Below are 19518 nucleotides of genomic sequence, written 5' to 3'. Positions count from 1 at the left end.
TGACGGTTGAGGGAGGGTTCCGAGAGATTCGTCGTGAGGGACATCGCCTTCGCGGGCAAGCCTCGCTCCTACAGCGATAGCGTCAACGCGGTTCGATATGAGCAATCATCAACTGGACCGTCTCATTCCCGCGAAACTCGTTAAGGTCGAGTTTGTAGGCCAGTTCCACCCATTTGATGGTCGGGTTCGGCCAGATATCGCGGTCGATTCCGAACGCGATGCCGTCCAGCTTCACCGAACCGCATTCACTTCTCAGCACCACTTTGAGGTGCCGTTCACCAACAACCCGCTGTTCGACCAACTGGAACACACCATGGAACAACGGCTCCGGGAAGTGTTGCCCCCAAGGACCGGCATGCCGCAAAGCACGGGCCAGTTCGAGGTGAAACTCTTCGACGGCCAAAGTCCCGTCCGACAGCAGTCGCCCGGTCAGGTCTTCTTCACGTAATTGCCTACGCACTTCAGCGTCAAAAGCTTCGGCGAACAGCGGAAAATTCGCTTCCGGCAAGGTCAAGCCTGCCGCCATGGCGTGGCCACCGTACTTGCTGATCAAATTTGGGTGCTGAGCAGCCACCACGCTCAAGGCGTCACGAATATGGAAGCCCTGCACCGAACGCCCCGATCCCTTGAGCATGCCATCGCCTGCATCGGCAAAGGCGATGGTCGGACGGAAATAGCGCTCTTTCATACGCGAGGCGAGGATGCCGATGACACCCTGGTGCCACTCGGGATCGAACAGGCACAGGCCGAACGGCATCGATTCCACCGGCAAATCCTTGAGCTGGGCCAGCGCCTCGCGCTGCATGCCCTGCTCGATGGATTTGCGATCCTGGTTCATGCCGTCCAGCTGGATAGCCATTTCCCGAGCGAGCCCGGCGTCTTCGGTGAGCAGGCATTCGATGCCCAGGCTCATGTCATCCAGGCGCCCCGCCGCGTTCAGGCGCGGGCCGACAATGAACCCAAGATCCGTGGACGTGATGCGCGCATGATCACGTTTCGCCACTTCGAGGATCGCCTTGATCCCCGGCCGCGCACGTCCGGCGCGGATTCGCTCGAGGCCTTGGTGGACGAGAATCCGGTTGTTGGCGTCCAGCGGCACCACGTCGGCGACGCTGCCGAGGGCCACCAGGTCCAGCAACTCGCCGATGTTCGGCTGCGGCCTGCTCTCGTACCAGCCGAGGCTGCGCAGACGCGCGCGCAGGGCCATCAGCACGTAGAAGATCACCCCGACGCCGGCGAGTGCCTTGCTCGGAAAACCACAGCCTGGCTGGTTGGGATTGACGATGGCATCGGCCAGCGGCAATTCATCGCCCGGCAAGTGGTGGTCGGTGACCAGCACGTTGAGGCCAGCCTTTTTCGCCGCCGCCACGCCTTCAACGCTGGAGATGCCGTTGTCCACGGTGATCAGCAGCTGCGGCGTGCGGGTCAGCGCCACCTCAACGATTTCAGGCGTAAGGCCGTAGCCATACTCGAATCGGTTCGGCACCAGATAATCAACGTGAGCCGCGCCCAGCAGGCGCAAGCCCAACATGCCCACGGTACTCGCCGTCGCGCCGTCGGCGTCGAAGTCGCCGACGATCAGAATCCGCTGACGCTGCTCCAGCGCGGTCACCAGCAAATCCACCGCGGCATCGATGCCCTTGAGCTGCTGGAACGGAATCAGCCGCGCCAGGCTCTTGTCCAGTTCAGCCTCTGAAACCACGCCCCGCGCCGCGTACAGACGGGTCAGCAGCGGCGGCAGGTCACCGAGGAATGGCAGGGTGTCGGGCAACAGGCGAGGTTCGATGCGCATGGGGTGACAGGTACTTCTCTTGAATACGTAGGATAAAACCGGATGACGTGGCGAAAAATCAGCCGCGTTCGCCGCTCAGCCACTGCAACTGGACTTCGTGCTGACCACGGTCGTCGGTGACGAAAATCGTCCCTTCGCTGATCATCACGTCCCACTTGATAACGCGCGGCATGTCTTTGGCCAGGGTTTCCAGGACTTCCTGCGGCACAGCAGCGATGTGCACGTTTTTCAGGTTCTTGATCGCCGGGATCACTTTGGTTTCCCAGACGCGCAAGCTGCCGTAGGCCAGCAGGCTGGTGCGTTCGGTGCGACGCGAGCACCACGTCAGGCGGTCGGCGTCGGGCTGACCGACTTCGATCCAGTGCAGTACGCGATCATCCAGGCTCTTTTCCCACAGGGCGGGTTCATCCACGTCTGACAGACCACGGCCAAACGACAGCTGCTCGTTGTACCAGAAGGCGTAGGCCAGCAGCCGCACGGTCATGCGCTCTTCGGTTTCCGAAGGGTGACGGGCGATGGTCTGCTTCACCGTCTCGTAAACGCTGCGGTCGAGGTCGGTAAGGTTCAGTTCAAACTTGTAGGTCGTGGACGGCTGGGCCATGAACGGGCTTCTTGATACGTGGAAAGGCGGCAAGTCTAACCGATGCGGCAGGCTTCGCGGCCATCAACCTTGAGCGACTGACGGCGGGCTGTGCTAAAACGCTCTATCAGCCAAGCCTTTGTCCTACAGGATCCAGCATGCCGTTCACCGCCAAACCCCTCTCAGGTCTGAAAGTCATCGAATTGGGCACGTTGATCGCCGGGCCGTTTGCCTCGCGCATTTGCGGCGAATTCGGTGCCGACGTCATCAAGATCGAATCCCCCGACGGTGGTGATCCGTTGCGCAAATGGCGCAAGTTGTATGAAGGCACGTCGCTGTGGTGGTTCGTTCAGGCACGCAACAAGAAGTCCCTGACCTTGAACCTGAAACACCCGGACGGCCTGGCGATCCTGAAAAAGCTGCTCAGTGAAGCGGACATCCTGATCGAGAATTTTCGCCCCGGCGTGCTGGAAAAGCTCGGTCTGGGTTGGGACGTCCTGCACGCACTGAACCCGAAACTGGTGATGGTGCGCCTTTCGGGTTTCGGCCAGACCGGGCCGATGAAGGATCAACCAGGTTTTGGTGCGGTCGGTGAATCCATGGGCGGCCTGCGCTACATCACCGGGTTTGAGGACCGACCGCCGGTACGCACCGGGATTTCCATCGGCGACTCGATTGCGGCGCTCTGGGGCGTGATCGGTGCGCTGATGGCTTTGCGTCATCGCGAGGTCAATGGCGGCCAGGGTCAAGTGGTCGATGTGGCGCTGTACGAAGCAATCTTCGCCATGATGGAAAGCATGGTCCCGGAGTTCGACGTGTTCGGCTTCATTCGCGAACGCACCGGCAACATCATGCCCGGCATCACGCCCTCCTCGATCCACACCAGCGCTGACGGCAAACATGTGCAGATCGGCGCCAATGGCGATGCGATTTTCAAACGATTCATGCTGATCATCGGCCGTGAAGACCTGGCCAACGACCCGGCGCTGGCCAGCAATGACGGGCGTGACAGCCGTCGCGACGAGATTTATGGGGTGATTGATCGCTGGGTCAATGCGCTGCCGCTGGACACCGTCATCGAGCAGTTGAATCAGGCTGATGTCCCCGCCAGCCGGATCTTCAGCGCCGAAGACATGTTCAGTGATCCGCAGTACCTGGCTCGGGAAATGTTCCTGAAGGCTAAGCTGCCGGACGGCAAAGATTTCAAGATGCCGGGAATTGTGCCGAAACTCTCAGAGACACCCGGCAGTTCGCAATGGGTCGGGCCGCAGTTGGGCGAACACAATGCGCAGGTACTCAACGATCTTGGCTACGACAAGGAACAGATCGCAAAGCTGCGTGAAGACGGGGCCATCTAAGCTGAAACGCCTGCTTTCGCTGCTCATCACAGACTGCCTGTCGCACGGCAGGAGGGTGATGTGCGCGCTCGCGGCGACAGCCTTGCTCATCGGTCCGACCTCGTCGGCGATGGCGCAGCCCAAGGAAACCATGATCTGGCTGTTGCGGGATCTGCCACCGCTGACGATTTTCGAAGGACCGAAAAAGGGCCTGGGCGTCATCGACCAACTGTTGCCGCTGTTGATCGCCGGCATGCCGCAATACGAACACACCTTGATGCGAGTCAACCGTGCTCGCGCCTTGCAAATGCTCCACGAGCCGTCCCTTACCTGCGATGCGGCGCTGAACCGGAGCAAGGAACGCGAACGCTGGATCGCGTTTTCCATTCCGGTGTTTCGGGCCATGAGTAACGGCGTGGCCGTAAGGCGCGTTGACCGTGAGACGCTTGCCCCCTTCATCCAGGACGGTGAACTGGACCTGGCGGCCTTCCTGGCGAGCGGCGGCGAGAAGTTGGGCATTATCGCCGAGCGCAACTACGGTGATTACCTCGACGCACTGCTCAAACAGGCACCACCTGACTCGCTGACCCCGCACTACGGCAACGACGCCTTGGGCAGCCTGTTGCAGATGCAACGCCTGGGGCGCTTGCGGCTGCTGTTGGGATACCGCCCGGAAATCCGCTATCAGGCCCAACAGCAAGGGATCGCCGAGGATGAATTGCAGTTCTACCCGATTCGCGGCGCCGAGAAATTCTTGTCCGGTTACATCGGCTGCACCGACACGCCCAAAGGCCGGCAGGCGATTGTCGAGATCAATCAATTGCTGCGCAAAATGCCCCACGATCGCTTGAGCGAGGCGTACGCCGCGTGGCTCGACCCGGAAAGTCGCGATGCCTATCTGGAGGAATCCAGGAAGTATTTCGAGCAACAGGCGCTGGAATGACAAATCGCGGGCAAAAAGAAACCCCGAGAAGTGGGGAGACATCTCGGGGTTAAACGTGGTCTACAAAGAGACCAGTGGCAGCACGACTACAAGCACCGGAGCACAATGCTTGATCCTGCTGTTACATGCTCTGACTGACCTTGGCCCGGGAAGGTTCCCACAAAAGACAATTCAATTACGGCTGGCCACGACCTTGTCCTGTGCAGCATTGCGCAATGCCGCGATAACGCAGGGTTCCAGGCGTCCTTCGGCAATCATCAGATCGCGATGCAAGCCGTCGACCACATCCGTGAGCAGACGTTTGTCGGTCAGTTGGGCCTGATTGAACTCCCGCTCGACCACGATGGCGCCGGTCGTGCCCTTCAGTGTCACCAGGCATTCGCCGTGGGCGCCTGAGGGGGTCAACGTTACCTGGTACGGGCTCAGAGCCTCACCGAGCAATAGATTGATACTTTCCATCTCGATCACCACTCAATAGTCCGAAAACAAAGTGCCTGGGGCGTGTTCACATTAAGTGACCATTGGCCCGAGAAGAAAGTTCTGGATTCCAGGTGCAGGCGCGTCGGCGTCTCTGGTGGGTAGAGCATGCATGGGGTAGATGACAGGTTTGTGTATGGCCTGGGTTTTGGTGGTTGGTTGGGATTGGGATTGGGATTGGGTGAATATCCGTTTCTTCGGTGAGAGCGGCTATTGGTTTCGCCCTTACGGCGAGTCACTTGGAAGAGCCCCAAGTAACCAAGGGCTCTTGCCTCTTTCGTTCGGTGGCTCGCTAATGCTCCCCATACCCTCGCTCCGGTCCTGCTCCGTGGGCCCGCCGCCATCGGCCATCCCTGGCCGGGGGCGGCTAACCCGGCATCCATGCCGGGTTGCCCACTGCGCAGAACCTCCACTCGGCCTCTCGAGGGGGCGTGTACCTCAAGATCAAAAGCGGAAGGCGAGCTAACGCTCGGCCTGATGAGTGGTGAGAAGCAAAAGCGTACGCGATTTCCTGTAGGAGCCGGCTTGCCGGCGAAAAACGCCCAGACACCGCGTTCATTCAGACAGCTCGCGTTATCGTTGACGCCCATCGCCAGCAAGCTGGCTCCTACAATTTCGAACGGTGTGAACCCAATCCCTGTAGGAGCCGGCTTGCTGGCGATAGCGGTGGGTCAGTCAGCACATTTATTGACTGGACGGACGCCATCGCCAGCAAGCCGGCTCCTACAGGGGAGTGGTGCACAGTCCGGAATGAGTGAACGCATCAAAGAAGGACAACGCGAACAACCGAAGAGCCAGGTCGGCTTTCAGGCCGCCTCGGCGGCTGTGGCGGTAGTCGCCCCCTCGAGAGGCCGAGTGGAGGTTCTGCGCAGTGGGCACCGCGGCAGGGATGCCGCGGTAGCCGCCCCCGGCCATGGATGGCCGATGGCGGCGGGCCCACGGAGCAGGACCGGAGCGAGGGCATGCCGAGCATTAGCGAGGCACCGAACGAAAGGGGCAAAAGCCCTTTGGTTACTTTGGGGCTTTTCCAAAGTGACTCGCTGTAAAAGCGAAACCAATAGCCGCCATTACCGCAGCAACGGATATGCCCCCAATCAATCCAACCGATTACAACGGCTTCCCACGATTCCCATGCTGACTGACAAAAGCCTGTACAGCCTTAAGGTCATTCGGCAACACCGTGCAACGCTCATCCCGCTCAAACAGGTCAGCCAGGTGCACCGGCAATTCCAGCGCTTTACCCACACCCGCCTTCTCAACCGCATCCGGGAATTTAACCGGGTGCGCAGTGCCAAGGATCACCATCGGAATATCCAGACTACGACGGCATTCACGCGCAGCCTTCACACCGATAGCCGTGTGCGGATCCAGCAACTCACCCGTCTGCTCGTAAACCTCAGCAATCGTTTCGCAGGTTTGCGCATCATCCACAGCCAGCGAATCGAACAGTTTGCGCGCTTCGGTCCAACGCTCCTGTTCAACGCTGAAACCGCCGCCCTGCTTGAACGAATCCATCAACCCGGCAATCGCCGCGCCGTTGCGACCGTGCAGGTCGAACAGCAGACGCTCGAAGTTCGACGACACCATGATGTCCATCGACGGCGACAGCGTGGCGTGCAGGGTTTCCTTGACGTACTGATTGCCGCTCATGAAGCGGTGCAGGATGTCGTTGCGGTTGGTGGCGACGATCAACTGATTGATCGGCAGGCCCATGTTGCGCGCCAGGTAACCGGCGAAGATGTCGCCGAAGTTGCCGGTTGGCACCGAGAACGACACCGAACGCGCCGGGCCGCCCAGTTGCAGGGCTGCGTGGAAGTAGTAGACGATCTGGGCCATGATCCGCGCCCAGTTGATCGAGTTCACCGCCACCAGACGCGTGCCCTTGAGGAAACTTTGGTCGGCGAAGCTCGCCTTGACCATTTCCTGGCAGTCATCGAAGTTGCCTTCGATAGCGATGTTGTGGATGTTCTCGCCGAAGATCGTGGTCATCTGCCGACGCTGCACTTCCGATACGCGGTTGTGCGGGTGCAGGATGAAGATGTCGACGTTTTCGCAGTGTTTGCAGCCTTCGATGGCGGCCGAACCGGTATCACCGGAAGTGGCGCCGACGATCACCACGCGCTCACCGCGTTTTTCCAGCACGTAATCGAGCAGGCGACCGAGCAGTTGCAGGGCGAAGTCCTTGAACGCCAGGGTCGGGCCGTGGAACAGCTCCAGCACCCACTCATTGCCGTTCAGTTGACGCAACGGTGCCACGGCGTTGTGCGAGAACACGCCATAGGTTTCTTCAAGAATCTTTTTGAAATCGGCATCAGGAATGCTGCCGGTGACGAACGGGCGCATCACCCGGAAAGCCAGTTCGTGATACGGCAGGCCGGCCCAGGAAGCGATTTCTTCCTGGGTGAAACGTGGCAGGTTTTCCGGGACGTACAGACCGCCGTCAGTGGCCAGACCGGCCAGCAGGACGTCTTCGAAATTCAGGGCCGGTGCCTGGCCGCGGGTGCTGATATAACGCATGACTGACTCCAATGGACAGTGTTCGCAAACCCGGGCCCGCACGCAGGCCCGGTGAACGATAACGACTTAGTTCAGGTGCTCGACGCGGATCCGTACGACCGGACCGACCACGCCCGTGAGGGCTTCGAGGGCGGCAATCGCGTCGTTCATGTGCTGTTCCAGCACACGGTGGGTCAGCAGGATCATCGGCACCAGGCCGTCATGCTCTTCGACTTCTTTCTGCATGATCGATTCGATGTTGATGCCGCGCTCCGACAGGATGCTCGCAACCTGAGCCAGCACGCCCGGATGGTCCTTGGCCTGAATGCGCAGGTAGTAGGCGCTTTCGCAGGCTTCGATCGGCAGGATCGGATGCGCCGACAGCGAATCCGGCTGGAAGGCCAGGTGCGGCACGCGGTTTTCCGGATCGGAAGTCATGGCGCGAACCACGTCCACCAGGTCGGCGATCACCGACGAAGCGGTCGGCTCCATGCCGGCACCGGCGCCGTAGAACAGGGTCGAACCGGCTGCGTCACCGTTGACCATCACTGCGTTCATCACGCCGTTGACGTTGGCGATCAGGCGATCGGCCGGGATCAGCGTCGGGTGCACGCGCAACTCGATGCCAGCCGCCGTGCTGCGAGCGACGCCCAGGTGCTTGATGCGATAGCCCAGCGCTTCGGCGTAGTTCACGTCAGCCGTGGTCAGCTTGGTGATGCCTTCGGTGTAGGCCTTGTCGAATTGCAGCGGAATGCCGAACGCGATGGAGGCCAGGATCGTCAGCTTGTGGGCCGCGTCGATGCCTTCAACGTCGAAGGTCGGATCGGCTTCGGCGTAACCCAGGGCCTGCGCCTCGGCGAGAACGTCTTCGAAGGTGCGACCCTTCTCGCGCATCTCGGTGAGGATGAAGTTGCCGGTGCCGTTGATGATGCCGGCGACCCAGTTGATCCGGTTGGCGGACAGGCCTTCACGGATCGCCTTGATCACCGGAATGCCACCGGCCACGGCCGCTTCGAACGCAACGATCACGCCCTTCTCGCGAGCCTTGGCGAAAATTTCATTACCGTGAACGGCGATAAGCGCCTTGTTCGCGGTGACCACATGCTTGCCATTCTCGATGGCCTTGAGTACCAGCTCGCGGGCAACGGTGTAGCCGCCCATCAGCTCTATAACGATGTCGATCTCAGGGTTCGTGGCCACTTCGAAGACATCGTTGGTAATCGCAATACCGGTCGTTTGGAACTGAGGCTTTGGCGTGCGAATGGCAATTTGTGCCACTTCGATTCCACGCCCGGCACGACGAGCAATTTCCTCGGCGTTGCGCTGAAGTACGTTGAAGGTACCGCCACCGACGGTCCCTAACCCACAGATGCCTACTTTGACCGGTTTCACTGTGAACTCCCCATAAAACGGCCGACTCAAGGCCGGCCGTGAAAACAGCCGCATGCTCGCGGCTCTCTGTTAATGGCCCGGCAAATGTTGCCGCCGGACCATGATCGTCAAAGGCTGGCCGTGACGATGCGAATTTACTTCGCGCCCAGCGCCAGTTTGGCGACTTGTGGCGCAGGCTGGTAGCCCGGAATGACCTGACCGTCGGCCAAAACGATGGCCGGTGTGCCGTTCACGCCAATCGACTGACCGAGGGCGAACTGTTTGGAAACCGGGTTATCGCACTTGGCGGCCTTGATTTCCTTGCCGTCGACCATTTTGTCCATGGCCGCTTTCTTGTCTTTCGAGCACCAGACCGCTTGCAGCTGTTCGTCACCCGGCGAGCCCAGGCCCTGGCGCGGGAACGCGACGTAGCGCACTTCGATGCCGCGCTTGTTCAGCTCAGGCACTTCGGCATGCAGTTTGTGGCAGTACGGGCAGGTGGTGTCGGTAAACACGGTGATGTGCGATTTGGTTTCGCCGATGGCCGGGTAGACCACGGTTTCCGCAACAGGAATGGCGTTGACCAGCTTGGAAATGCCCAGGCGTTCGGCTTTTTCGGTCAGGTTGACCGGCTTGCCGTCCTTGAGCTGAAACATGTAGCCCTGAACCACGTATTGGCCGTCGGCACTGGCATACAGCACGCGGCTGCCCTGCAGTTTGACTTCATACAGGCCCGGCAGCGGACTGGCGGAAATGCTTTCTACCGGCACTTCGAGCTGGAGGGTTTCCAGGCTCTTACGAATGGCTTTGTCGGCCGCGTCATCGGCGACGGCAAGGGTGCTGACCAACGCAATGGCTGCGGCGGCGAAAATCTGGGTCAGACGCATGAGAACTCCTGAAGGCGGACAAATGGGACGACCAGAACGCCCGTGCCGAAACACCGGGTCATAACCGCCCATCGTACAAACCGACAAAGCCTACCACATAAGGGCTGTGTGGCCGAATGTGGGGTGACAAGACAACATCGCGATCCCTGTAGGAGCGAAGCTTGCTCGCGAAGGAGGTCAACGATAACGCATGCTGTCTGGATGAACGTGTTGTCCGGACCTCTTTCGCGAGCAAGCTTCGCTCCTACAGGGATCGCGCAGCAGGGAATGTGATCATCCGCGCGGGTGGTGTTTGGCGTGCAGGTCCTGCAAGCGTGCCCGGGCGACGTGGGTGTAGATCTGAGTGGTCGACAGATCGCTATGGCCGAGCAGCATCTGCACCACTCGCAAATCCGCGCCATGGTTGAGCAGGTGCGTGGCGAACGCGTGACGCAGCGTGTGCGGCGACAGCGATTTGCCGATCCCGGCGACCTTGGCCTGATGCTTGATCCGGTGCCAGAAGGTCTGGCGCGTCATCTGCTCGCCGCGCTGACTGGGGAACAGCACATCACTGGGACGTCCGCCGAGCAGCTCGCCACGGGCGTCGCGCATGTAACGCTCGACCCAGACAATCGCCTCCTCGCCCATCGGCACCAGCCGCTCCTTGCTGCCCTTGCCCATCACCCGCAGCACGCCCTGGCGCAGGTTGACCTGCTCCAGCGTCAGGCTGATCAGTTCCGTCACCCGCAAACCGCAGGCGTACAGCACTTCGAGCATGGCGCGGTCACGCTGGCCGATCGCTTCACTCAGATCCGGCGCCTTCAGCAGTGCTTCCACATCGGCTTCCGACAAGGATTTTGGCAACGGCCTACCGAGTTGAGGCATATCGACGCGTAACGTCGGATCGACCGCGATCAACTTTTCCCGCAACAGATAGCGATAAAAGCCACGCACACCCGAGAGAAATCGCGCAGTGGAACGGGGTTTGTAGTTCTGCTCCAGGCGCCAGGCCAGGTGATCGAGGATCAGCTCGCGACCGGCGTTGATCAACTCCAGCCCCTTCTCCTGCAGCCAGCCATTGAACAAGGCCAGGTCACTGCGATAGGCATCGCGAGTGTTGTCGGAAAGGCCTTTCTCCAGCCATAACGCGTCGAGGAATTGGTCTATCAGTGGATGATCGATGGCAGGCATGGGCACTCGAAACATGCAGTCTTGAGACTGCGCGCGAAAAAAAGGTGAACAGTAAAAACCACCGCTAGTCTTTCATAGCCCGCTACTTCAAGGAACAGGAAGACTCAATGAACGAGCAACAGATTCTGTTGGCTTTTGGCGGTATTGGTGCGGCGGCTCTGGGGTGTCAGTGGCTGGCGTGGCGACTGAAATTGCCGGCGATCCTGTTTCTGTTGCTGAGCGGGATTCTGGTCGGTCCGATCCTGGGCTGGCTCGACCCACAGGAAATGTTCGGCCCATTGCTAATGCCACTGGTGTCGCTGGCGGTGGCGCTGATTCTGTTTGAAGGCAGCCTGACGCTGCACCTGTCGGAATGGCGCGAAATCGGCAGCGTCGTACGCCGGCTGGTGACGATTGGCGCGATCTCGACCTGGGTGGTCATTGCTGTCGCCACGCATTGGCTGCTGGGTTTCGACTGGTCGCTCGCGATACTTTTCGGCAGCCTGACGCTGGTCACCGGGCCCACGGTCATCGTACCGATGCTGCGCGTGGTACGCCCCAAAGCCTCGATTGCCAACATCCTGCGCTGGGAAGGCATCGTCATCGACCCGATCGGCGCCCTCCTCGCCGTGGTGGTCTACAGCTTCATCATCGCCCGTACGTCAGATGACGGCTTGAGCCAAAGCCTGCTGACCTTCGGCGGAGTGATTCTGTGCGGCACCGCATTCGGGATTGCCGGCGGCTGGGTGCTCGGCACGATCATTCGGCGCCAATGGTTGCCGGAATACCTGCACAACCTGGCGGCGTTGGCGGCGGTACTGGGGATTTTCATTACCGCCAATCAAGTCATGCACGAATCCGGTTTGCTGGCCGTGACCTTGATGGGGATCTGGCTGGCCAACATGAAGGACGTGGATGTGCGGGACATCCTGCACTTCAAGGAAAACCTCAGCGTGCTGCTGATCTCCGGGCTGTTCATTTTGCTGGCGGCGCGACTCGATTTGAACGCCTTGATCGGCCTCGGGCCGCTGGTGCTGATTCTGCTGCTGATCATTCAGTTCATTGCACGGCCATTGAACGTCATGCTTTCCACGGCAGGCTCGAGTTTGAGCTGGCGCGAGCGGGCACTGCTGTCATGGATCGCACCTCGCGGAATCGTGGCGGCGGCGGTTTCGGCGATTTTCGCCGTTCGCCTGAATGAGGCCGGACTCGAAGGCGCGTTGCTGCTGGTGCCGCTGACGTTTGCGGTGATCATCGGCACGGTGGTGCTGCAAAGTGCCACGGCCCGGCCATTGGCGCGTTTGCTGAAAGTCGCCGAACCGGCGCCCAGCGGCTTTCTGATCGTCGGCGCCAACGCCCCGGCACGTACCTTGGGCAAAGCCCTGCAACAGCTGGGCTGTCGAGTGCTGCTGACGGATTCGAGCTGGGAGAATATTCGCGCCGCGCGCATGGACGGTTTGCCGACGTACTTTGGTAACCCGGCGTCGCAGCATGCCGATGCTCATCTGGATCTGGTCGGGCTTGGGCATTTGCTGACATTGTCGCCGTCCGGCGAATTGAATGCGTTGGCGTCGATGCGTTTTCGACACGATTTCGGCCATCAGAGACTGTTTGGTCTCGCCAGTGGTCAGGAAAGCCACCGCACTGACAAGCACCGCGCCAGCCATGAACATCGCGGGCGTTTGCTGGGCAATGAGGAACTGACCTACAACAAACTGGCTAATCTGCTGCACCAGGGGGCCGAGCTGTACAGCACAACTCTGACGGAGGGGTTCGGCTGGGAGGATTACAGGACGCTGCATGGGGAACGCGCGACATTACTGTTCGCTCGCGATGACAGCGGATGGGTGCATGTGGCGACGCCGGACAGTGCGCTGAAGCCTTCGGCAGGGTGGACGTTGCTGGCGTTGATTCAACCGCAGGTCGGCGGCGCCTGATAGATCGATTCGCGGGCAAGCCTCGCTCCTACAGGTATGTAAGGAACCCTTGTAGGAGCGAGGCTTGCCCGCGAAGGCCGCACCTCGGTCCCGCGTCAGGCGGCAAACCCAGGCAACACCGGCACCGGCCGCTTGTCTTCATCAATCGCCACAAAGCTGAACTGCCCATGAATCGCCTTCTCGCGACCATCACAGCTCATGCTTTCAACAAACACTTCAACCTCAACCTTGAGGCTGGTGTTGCCGACCTTGATCACCCGCCCGACCAGTTCAACGATGGAGCCGGCAGGGATTGCGTGATTGAAGTCGATGCGGTCCGTGGAAACGGTCACCAGCGGTAGCCGGCAAAAGCGGGTGGCGGTGATGAACGACACTTCATCCATCCAGGCCAGCGCAGTGCCGCCGAACAGGGTGTTGTGGTGGTTGGTGGTCGACGGGAAAACCGCCTTGGTCACGCGGCTCACCGAGAGTTCGGTGCGGCGTTCGATTTCTTGCTCACGAGCGGTCATGGGTCTACAGCCTGAAACGAAATTCCGGGTTAAATGGCGGGCAACAAAAAAGCAGCCCGTAGGCTGCTTTTTTCTGCATCGGAAGCTGGACTTAAGCCAGTTTTTCCTTGATGCGAGCTGCTTTACCGGACAGGTCACGCAGGTAGTACAGCTTGGCTTTACGTACGTCACCGCGACGTTTAACGGCCATGCTGTCGATTTGCGGGCTGTAGGTCTGGAAAGTACGCTCTACGCCAACACCGTTGGAGATTTTACGAACGGTGAAAGCACTGTTTACGCCGCGGTTACGCTTGGCGATAACAACACCTTCGAACGCTTGCAGACGCGAACGGTCGCCTTCCTTCACTTTCACCTGAACGACAATGGTGTCGCCCGGGGCAAAGGTAGGGATCTCTTTGGTCATCTGCTCTGCTTCGAGTGCAAGGATGATTTTGTTAGTCATGCTGTGCTCCTAAGGTAAATCAACGGACTTACCATCGATACGTTGTTAACTATCGTCCCGCTCGCGGATGTATTCCTCGAGCAGCTTCTTCTCTTCTCCAGAAAGCGAGCGGCTTTCCAGAAGATCGGCGCGTCGTTCAAAGGTCCTACCAAGGGACTGCTGTAAACGCCAACGCCGGATGTGCGCGTGATTGCCACTTAGCAATACGTCGGGAACACGCTGATCCGCATACACCTCCGGTCGGGTGTAGTGCGGGCAATCCAGCAAACCATCCGTAAAGGAATCTTCCTCGGCGGAGTCCGCATGCCCTAAAGCTCCAGGCAGCAGTCGTGTAACCGCATCGATCAGGACCATCGCCGGCAGCTCGCCGCCAGACAGTACATAGTCGCCAATCGACCACTCTTCATCGACATGAGCATCAATAAAACGCTCGTCAATGCCTTCATAGCGGCCGGCAATCAGGATCAATGCATCCAGATTCGCCAACTCGCGTACCGCCGACTGAGTCAGTTGACGGCCTTGGGGGGACAGGTAAATCACCTTCGCCGCCTCCCCGGCTGCTGCCTTGGCCTGAACCAGAGCATCTTCCAGGGGCTTGATCTTCATCACCATGCCCGGGCCACCGCCAAATGGGCGATCGTCCACAGTGTGATGTCGATCCGTCGTGTAGTCTCGCGGATTCCAACAGGTGAGCTGCAAGAGCCCCTGTTTCACCGCCCGACTGGTGATGCCGTACTCGCTGATGGCGGAGAACATCTCGGGAAACAAACTGATCACTTCTACGCGCAAGTTAGCCACGCTTAGAAGTCCGCGTCCCAATCCACCTTCATCTCGCCTGCGGCAAGGTCGACAGCCAACACGCATTGCTCCGTATAGGGCAACAGGCGTTCGCGATCATCCAGGCTGCCAGCGCAAGGCTTGACCACCATTACATCATTGGCGCCGGTTTCCAGAAGATGATCGATTTTCCCGAGCAATTGCCCAAGGTGATCAATAACCTTCAGACCTTCCAGCTGGTACCAGTAGTACTCGCCGTCGGTCAATTCAGGGAACAGGTTGCGCGGCACGCAGATCTCATAACCGGCCAGAAGACGCGCTTCTTCACGATCATCAAGACCCTTGAGCTTTGCGACCAGGAACTTGTCGCTCCCGCGTCCGCTGACCAGCTCGACCTGTTTCACATTGCCTTCGCGCTTGAGCGTCCAGGTTTTGTACTGCAACAGGTTTTCAGTCGGATCAGTAAAGGAATACACCTTCACTTCGCCGCGAACGCCATGAACAGAATAAATCTTGCCGATAACGATCAAATCATCAGCAATGGCTGGCGTCGCGTTCATATTGCTCAGGCCGCAGCCTTAGCAGCGTCCTTCAACAACTGAGCAACACGCTCAGAAGGTTGTGCACCAACGCTCAGCCAGTAGGCTACGCGCTCTTGGTTCACGGACAGACGGACTTCTTGACCACGAGCAACAGGGTTGAAGAAACCAACCTGTTCCTTGTGCGAACCGTCGCGCGGGTTGCGGCTGTCGGTTACGGTCAAGTGGTAAAACGGGCGCTTTTTGGAGCCGCCAAGGGCAAGACGGATTGTTAGCATGTGAACATCGTTCCTGTAGTCGGTGCTGCAAATCTAAAGGCACAGCGGGCATAGGTGCCCGAAAGGCCGCATATTCTAAGGAATATCCGGACTTTTGCAAATGTCTTTTTCCGGCGGCCTATCGGACGCCATCCAGATTTGCTATAGAGCCGTCGTTGAAAACGGCCAGTCAGCTCCCGCCAAGTGCGGGTTTGCTGGAGATCCCACTTCCGTGTGGGCTGCGCAAGAGCAAGCCCCTGCGCGAATTCTTTACATTTTCGGCATGCCGCCGCCGGGCAACATACCGCCCATGCCGCGCATCATTTTGGCCATTCCGCCTTTCGCGGAGAATTTCTTCATCATCTTCTGCATCTGCTTGTGCTGCTTGATCAAGCGACCGATGTCCTGCACCTGGGTGCCGGAACCCATGGCGATCCGACGTTTGCGCGAACCGCTGATCAGCTCAGGGTCGCGGCGCTCGGCCGGGGTCATGGAATTGATGATGGCTTCCATCTGCTTGAATTGTTTCTCTGCCGCGCCCTGGGCATTGCCCATTTGCGCCAGGTTCACACCGCCGATGTTCGGCAGTTTGTCCATAAGGCCACCGAGGCCGCCCATGTTCTTCATTTGTTGCAGCTGATCGCGGAAGTCTTCGAGGTCGAAGCCCTTGCCCTTCTTCAGCTTCTTGGCCAGCTTGTCGGCCTTGTCCTTGTCGAGCGTCGCTTCGGCCTGTTCGATCAGGCTGAGCACGTCGCCCATGCCGAGGATCCGCGAAGCGATACGCTCCGGATGGAACGGCTCAAGGGCTTCGGTCTTCTCGCCCATACCGATGAACTTGATCGGCTTGCCGGTGATGGCACGAACGGACAGTGCGGCACCGCCACGGGCGTCGCCGTCGACCTTGGTCAGGATCACACCGGTCAGCGGCAGTGCATCGCCGAAGGCCTTGGCCGTGTTGGCGGCGTCCTGGCCGGTCATGGCGTCGACCACGAACAGCGTTTCGACCGGGTTGATCGCGGCGTGCAACGCCTTGATCTCGCCCATCATCTCTTCGTCGATGTGCAGTCGACCGGCGGTATCGACGATGACCACATCAATAAACTTAAGCTTTGCTTCTTTTATAGCCGCTTGCGCGATGTCGACCGGCTTCTGGCTCAGGTCGGACGGGAAGAACGTCACGCCGATATCGTTGGCCAGGGTTTCCAGCTGCTTGATCGCCGCAGGACGGTAAACGTCCGCGGACACGACCATTACCGACTTCTTCTTGCGCTCTTTAAGGAAGCGCGCAAGTTTACCGGCGGTGGTGGTTTTACCGGCACCCTGCAAACCGGCCATCAATACGACGGCGGGCGGAACGGCGCTCAGGTTCAGGTCTTCGTTGGCCGCGCCCATCAGGCTTTCGAGTTCGGCCTGGACGATCTTCACGAAGGCCTGGCCCGGCGTCAGGCTACGCGACACCTCGGTGCCGACGGCGCGTTCCTTGACCGAATTGACGAAGTCCTTCACCACCGGCAAGGCGACGTCGGCTTCGAGCAACGCCATGCGCACTTCGCGCAGGGTGTCTTTGATGTTGTCCTCGGTCAGTTTGGCCTTGCCGGTGACATGGCGCAGCGTCTGCGAGAGACGGTCGGTTAAGTTTTCAAACATTGCGCGATCCTTTCAGGCCCTGTGTAGACCGGGATAATGGCGGCCCAGACCGGAATCAACATGTGCTCGGCGAGCCTGCGGCGTGGGCAGGTCGCGGATTATAGCGAAGACTGCGACTGGCGGACACCTCGCACTTTCGTGGTGTGTGGGTTCTATGCCAAACTCAGCGCCTTTCGGGCTTGCCTAACAGGATTTATGCTCCCCTTGTCACCCAGTTTGCTTACCACCCTCGCCGCCGCCTGCTTATATGCCGCTGCGACCATTTATCAGGGCTCTCGCCTGGCCACCGGCGCCAAGGCGAACAAACGCCTGCTGGTCACGCTCGGCGTGCTCGCCGTGCTGGCTCACAGCGCCAGCCTGTTCACCCATCTGTTGACACCGATTGGCCTGGGCCTGGACTTTTTCAGCGCCGCCAGCCTGATCGCTGCGGCGGTCATTGCCCTGACGCTGCTGGCCTGCTCGCGGATCCCGGTGGAAAACCTGCTGATATTGCTGTTCCCGCTGGGCGCCGCCACCGTGCTGCTGGCACAGTTCGCCCCGGCCGGCACGGTGCAGATCATCGACGAAGAGCCGGGCATCCTCGCGCATATCCTGTTGTCGATCCTGGCTTACGGCATGTTCACCATCGCGGTGTTCCAGGCCTTGCTGCTGCTGGTTCAGGACCATCAGCTCAAGCACAAGCACCCGTCCGGACTGATCAAGAACTTCCCGCCGCTGCAAACCATGGAAAGCCTGCTGTTCAGTTTCCTGTGGGCCGGCTGGACCTTGCTGTCGTTGTCGCTGATCTCTGGCTGGCTGTTCGTCGACAATCTGTTCGCCCAGCACCTGGTGCACAAAACCTTGCTGGCGTGCCTGGCCTGGATCGTCTTCAGCGTGCTGCTCTGGGGCCGCAACCGCCTCGGCTGGCGCGGACACAAGGCCATTCGCTGGACCCTCGCCGGTTTCTGCCTGTTGATGCTCGCGTATTTCGGCAGCAAGCTGGTCCGTGAATACATCCTGCACATCTGACGGGCGGCATAAATGGACGACTTGCCCATAGGGCCGATGCTCGCCGTAGTGGCCCTGCTGATTTTATGGTCGGGGCTGTTCACCGCCATTGAAGCGGCACACCTGCACTTGCTGGCCCAGCGCACCGCCTCGCGCGCAAGCGACAAACCGGTGGCAAAGCTGAGTTTTCCGCTCAACAGCCTGATTTTCTGCAACACCCTGTGTCGTGCACTGGTAGTGGTCATCAGCACCTTGCTGGCGATTTTCACTTGGGCCGAGAACGGTCCATGGGCCGCGTGCCTGGGGGCCGGCGCGATTCTGCTGGTGTTTGCCGACTACCTGCCGCGCACCCTGGCCGTCCGCTATCCCGACGCGGTCCTGGCGCTGGGCAACACCTTGCTCCGCGCGCCGCTGAAAATCATCTACCCGGCCGCCTGGCTGCTCAATGGCATCAGCCAGTTGCTGATGCGGCCGTTTGCCCGCAAGGCCAAAGTGGTGCAGCAGAGCGAGGACGAGACGCCGAAGGATCGTCACGACGACCAACAACCGGTTTGCCGTCCGCACGCGGTGTCCGGCATCCACGCGCTGGACAACATCACGGTCAACGACATTCTGGTGCCGCGCAGCGATGTCGACGGGATCAACCTCGACGACTCCATCGAAGAAATCCTCGAACAGCTTCGGGCCAACCGACGCACGCGCCTGCCGGTGTTCCACAGTGACATCAACCAGGTCGAGGCGGTGCTCAACACCCGGCAGATTCGCCATCTGCTGCCCGACGGCCAACTCACTCGCGAAGCACTGCTGGCCGCGTGTCACGACCCGTATTTCGTACCGGAAAGCACACCGCTACAGCTGCAACTGCTTAACTTCCACAAACAGCAGCGGCGCCTGGGCATGGTGGTCGACGAGTATGGCGAAGTACTCGGTATCGTCACGCTGGAAGACATTCTCGAAGAAATCGTCGGCGAATTTGAAAGCCAGCACAGCCTGGACAACCCGCACATCCATCCGCAGGCCGATGGACGCCTGGTGATTGACAGTGCAGCGTCGATTCGCGACCTGAACAAAAGCCTCGGCTGGCATTTGCCCAGCGATGGCCCGAAAACCCTTAACGGGCTGGTGACCGAAGCGCTGGAGACGATTCCGGACAGCGCGGTGTGCCTGAAGATCGGGCGTTATCGGCTGGAGATTCTGGAGACCGAAGACAACCGCGTGACCCGCGTGTTGATCTGGCACACGGCTGCGACACCCACAACTGTCTGACACAACTCATTCTTTGTAGGAGCCAGGCTTGCCGGCGAAGACGCTCTCAAGTACGCCTTCGCCGGCAAGCCTGGCTCCTACAGTACTGTGTCGTCAGACCGTGGCATAATCGAGCCCGCTTACCC

At 59.8% G+C, this 19518-nt stretch carries 18 protein-coding genes; 5 read left to right on the top strand and 13 right to left on the bottom strand.

Going from position 1 to position 19518, the window contains the following annotated elements; translation table 11 throughout:
• Positions 1-82 precede the first annotated feature (82 nt).
• A complete protein-coding gene (gene recJ / locus KGA82_RS27305; protein ID WP_192228461.1) occupies positions 83-1792 on the bottom strand; it encodes a single-stranded-DNA-specific exonuclease RecJ in 1710 nt (569 codons plus the stop codon).
• A 58-nt stretch (positions 1793-1850) separates the two neighbouring features.
• Positions 1851-2393, bottom strand: a complete 543-nt coding sequence (locus KGA82_RS27300; RefSeq protein WP_007944886.1) for a YaeQ family protein — start codon at positions 2391-2393, stop codon at positions 1851-1853.
• 137 nt (positions 2394-2530) lie between these two features.
• Between KGA82_RS27300 and KGA82_RS27295 the strand changes: the two genes are divergently transcribed.
• On the top strand, positions 2531-3730 hold the full coding sequence (locus KGA82_RS27295) for a CaiB/BaiF CoA transferase family protein (RefSeq protein ID WP_223453178.1): 1200 nt from the start codon (positions 2531-2533) through the stop codon (positions 3728-3730).
• Positions 3731-3788: 58 nt separating this feature from the next.
• Entirely contained in the window at positions 3789-4652 is an 864-nt protein-coding gene (locus tag KGA82_RS27290; RefSeq protein ID WP_008042362.1) for a TIGR02285 family protein, read from the top strand.
• Positions 4653-4823: 171 nt separating this feature from the next.
• Here KGA82_RS27290 and KGA82_RS27285 read toward each other — a convergent pair whose 3' ends face one another.
• From KGA82_RS27285 to xerD, 5 genes are all read right to left on the bottom strand, one after another.
• Positions 4824-5111 (bottom strand): DUF3509 domain-containing protein, encoded by a 288-nt coding sequence (locus KGA82_RS27285; RefSeq protein WP_192228459.1) that lies wholly within the window; start codon positions 5109-5111, stop codon positions 4824-4826.
• Between the two features lie 1125 nt (positions 5112-6236).
• Positions 6237-7646 (bottom strand): threonine synthase, encoded by a 1410-nt coding sequence (thrC, locus tag KGA82_RS27280; RefSeq protein WP_008025609.1) that lies wholly within the window; start codon positions 7644-7646, stop codon positions 6237-6239.
• Positions 7647-7712: 66 nt separating this feature from the next.
• A complete protein-coding gene (locus KGA82_RS27275) occupies positions 7713-9017 on the bottom strand; it encodes a homoserine dehydrogenase (RefSeq protein WP_032828598.1) in 1305 nt (434 codons plus the stop codon).
• A 134-nt stretch (positions 9018-9151) separates the two neighbouring features.
• Positions 9152-9883 (bottom strand): bifunctional protein-disulfide isomerase/oxidoreductase DsbC, encoded by a 732-nt coding sequence (gene dsbC / locus KGA82_RS27270; RefSeq protein ID WP_192228458.1) that lies wholly within the window; start codon positions 9881-9883, stop codon positions 9152-9154.
• Between the two features lie 273 nt (positions 9884-10156).
• Entirely contained in the window at positions 10157-11053 is an 897-nt protein-coding gene (gene xerD / locus KGA82_RS27265; RefSeq protein ID WP_008025604.1) for a site-specific tyrosine recombinase XerD, read from the bottom strand.
• Positions 11054-11160: 107 nt separating this feature from the next.
• On the opposite strand from xerD, the gene KGA82_RS27260 reads away from it, so the two are divergent.
• Entirely contained in the window at positions 11161-12969 is a 1809-nt protein-coding gene (locus KGA82_RS27260; protein ID WP_223453177.1) for a cation:proton antiporter, read from the top strand.
• Between the two features lie 95 nt (positions 12970-13064).
• Here KGA82_RS27260 and KGA82_RS27255 read toward each other — a convergent pair whose 3' ends face one another.
• The 6 genes from KGA82_RS27255 to ffh all read right to left on the bottom strand — a co-directional run bounded on the left by KGA82_RS27255 (position 13065) and on the right by ffh (position 17140).
• Positions 13065-13478 (bottom strand): acyl-CoA thioesterase, encoded by a 414-nt coding sequence (locus KGA82_RS27255; protein ID WP_008025600.1) that lies wholly within the window; start codon positions 13476-13478, stop codon positions 13065-13067.
• A gap of 91 nt (positions 13479-13569) precedes the next feature.
• A complete protein-coding gene (gene rplS / locus KGA82_RS27250) occupies positions 13570-13920 on the bottom strand; it encodes a 50S ribosomal protein L19 (protein WP_003175895.1) in 351 nt (116 codons plus the stop codon).
• Positions 13921-13965: 45 nt separating this feature from the next.
• Entirely contained in the window at positions 13966-14718 is a 753-nt protein-coding gene (gene trmD / locus KGA82_RS27245; RefSeq protein WP_007897583.1) for a tRNA (guanosine(37)-N1)-methyltransferase TrmD, read from the bottom strand.
• Between the two features lie 2 nt (positions 14719-14720).
• The gene (rimM, locus tag KGA82_RS27240) at positions 14721-15257 is read right to left on the bottom strand and encodes a ribosome maturation factor RimM (RefSeq protein WP_008025598.1); all 537 of its coding nucleotides are present in this window, start codon (positions 15255-15257) and stop codon (positions 14721-14723) included.
• 5 nt (positions 15258-15262) lie between these two features.
• Complete coding sequence (gene rpsP, locus KGA82_RS27235; protein ID WP_007944872.1) at positions 15263-15514, bottom strand: 30S ribosomal protein S16; 252 nt, start codon at positions 15512-15514, stop codon at positions 15263-15265.
• A 249-nt stretch (positions 15515-15763) separates the two neighbouring features.
• Positions 15764-17140, bottom strand: coding sequence for a signal recognition particle protein (ffh, locus tag KGA82_RS27230; protein WP_008042378.1), 1377 nt, complete (start codon positions 17138-17140; stop codon positions 15764-15766).
• Between the two features lie 195 nt (positions 17141-17335).
• Between ffh and KGA82_RS27225 the strand changes: the two genes are divergently transcribed.
• Positions 17336-18148, top strand: coding sequence for an inner membrane protein YpjD (locus tag KGA82_RS27225; RefSeq protein WP_192420162.1), 813 nt, complete (start codon positions 17336-17338; stop codon positions 18146-18148).
• Positions 18149-18160: 12 nt separating this feature from the next.
• Positions 18161-19393 carry a transporter associated domain-containing protein gene (locus KGA82_RS27220; protein WP_223453176.1) on the top strand — a complete coding sequence of 411 codons (1233 nt, stop codon included), beginning with the start codon at positions 18161-18163 and terminating at the stop codon, positions 19391-19393.
• The last annotated feature ends 125 nt before the right edge of the window (positions 19394-19518 follow it).

Source organism: Pseudomonas sp. BF-RE-22 (assembly GCF_019956155.1).
GTDB classification, from domain to species: Bacteria; Pseudomonadota; Gammaproteobacteria; order Pseudomonadales; family Pseudomonadaceae; genus Aquipseudomonas; species Aquipseudomonas migulae.
This window is presented reverse-complemented; position numbering and strand designations above follow the sequence as displayed.

What these genes read in the sequence shown, in the direction of transcription:
- thrC (WP_008025609.1), bottom strand. Translation starts at nt 7,646, where the DNA reads ATGCGTTATATCAGCACCCGCGGCCAGGCACCGGCCCTGAATTTCGAA.
- KGA82_RS27290 (WP_008042362.1), top strand. Translation starts at nt 3,789, where the DNA reads ATGTGCGCGCTCGCGGCGACAGCCTTGCTCATCGGTCCGACCTCGTCG.
- KGA82_RS27220 (WP_223453176.1), top strand. Translation starts at nt 18,161, where the DNA reads ATGGACGACTTGCCCATAGGGCCGATGCTCGCCGTAGTGGCCCTGCTG.
- KGA82_RS27300 (WP_007944886.1), bottom strand. Translation starts at nt 2,393, where the DNA reads ATGGCCCAGCCGTCCACGACCTACAAGTTTGAACTGAACCTTACCGAC.
- KGA82_RS27255 (WP_008025600.1), bottom strand. Translation starts at nt 13,478, where the DNA reads ATGACCGCTCGTGAGCAAGAAATCGAACGCCGCACCGAACTCTCGGTG.
- xerD (WP_008025604.1), bottom strand. Translation starts at nt 11,053, where the DNA reads ATGCCTGCCATCGATCATCCACTGATAGACCAATTCCTCGACGCGTTA.
- rplS (WP_003175895.1), bottom strand. Translation starts at nt 13,920, where the DNA reads ATGACTAACAAAATCATCCTTGCACTCGAAGCAGAGCAGATGACCAAA.
- rimM (WP_008025598.1), bottom strand. Translation starts at nt 15,257, where the DNA reads ATGAACGCGACGCCAGCCATTGCTGATGATTTGATCGTTATCGGCAAG.
- dsbC (WP_192228458.1), bottom strand. Translation starts at nt 9,883, where the DNA reads ATGCGTCTGACCCAGATTTTCGCCGCCGCAGCCATTGCGTTGGTCAGC.
- KGA82_RS27260 (WP_223453177.1), top strand. Translation starts at nt 11,161, where the DNA reads ATGAACGAGCAACAGATTCTGTTGGCTTTTGGCGGTATTGGTGCGGCG.
- recJ (WP_192228461.1), bottom strand. Translation starts at nt 1,792, where the DNA reads ATGCGCATCGAACCTCGCCTGTTGCCCGACACCCTGCCATTCCTCGGT.
- KGA82_RS27295 (WP_223453178.1), top strand. Translation starts at nt 2,531, where the DNA reads ATGCCGTTCACCGCCAAACCCCTCTCAGGTCTGAAAGTCATCGAATTG.
- KGA82_RS27285 (WP_192228459.1), bottom strand. Translation starts at nt 5,111, where the DNA reads ATGGAAAGTATCAATCTATTGCTCGGTGAGGCTCTGAGCCCGTACCAG.
- rpsP (WP_007944872.1), bottom strand. Translation starts at nt 15,514, where the DNA reads ATGCTAACAATCCGTCTTGCCCTTGGCGGCTCCAAAAAGCGCCCGTTT.
- ffh (WP_008042378.1), bottom strand. Translation starts at nt 17,140, where the DNA reads ATGTTTGAAAACTTAACCGACCGTCTCTCGCAGACGCTGCGCCATGTC.
- KGA82_RS27225 (WP_192420162.1), top strand. Translation starts at nt 17,336, where the DNA reads ATGCTCCCCTTGTCACCCAGTTTGCTTACCACCCTCGCCGCCGCCTGC.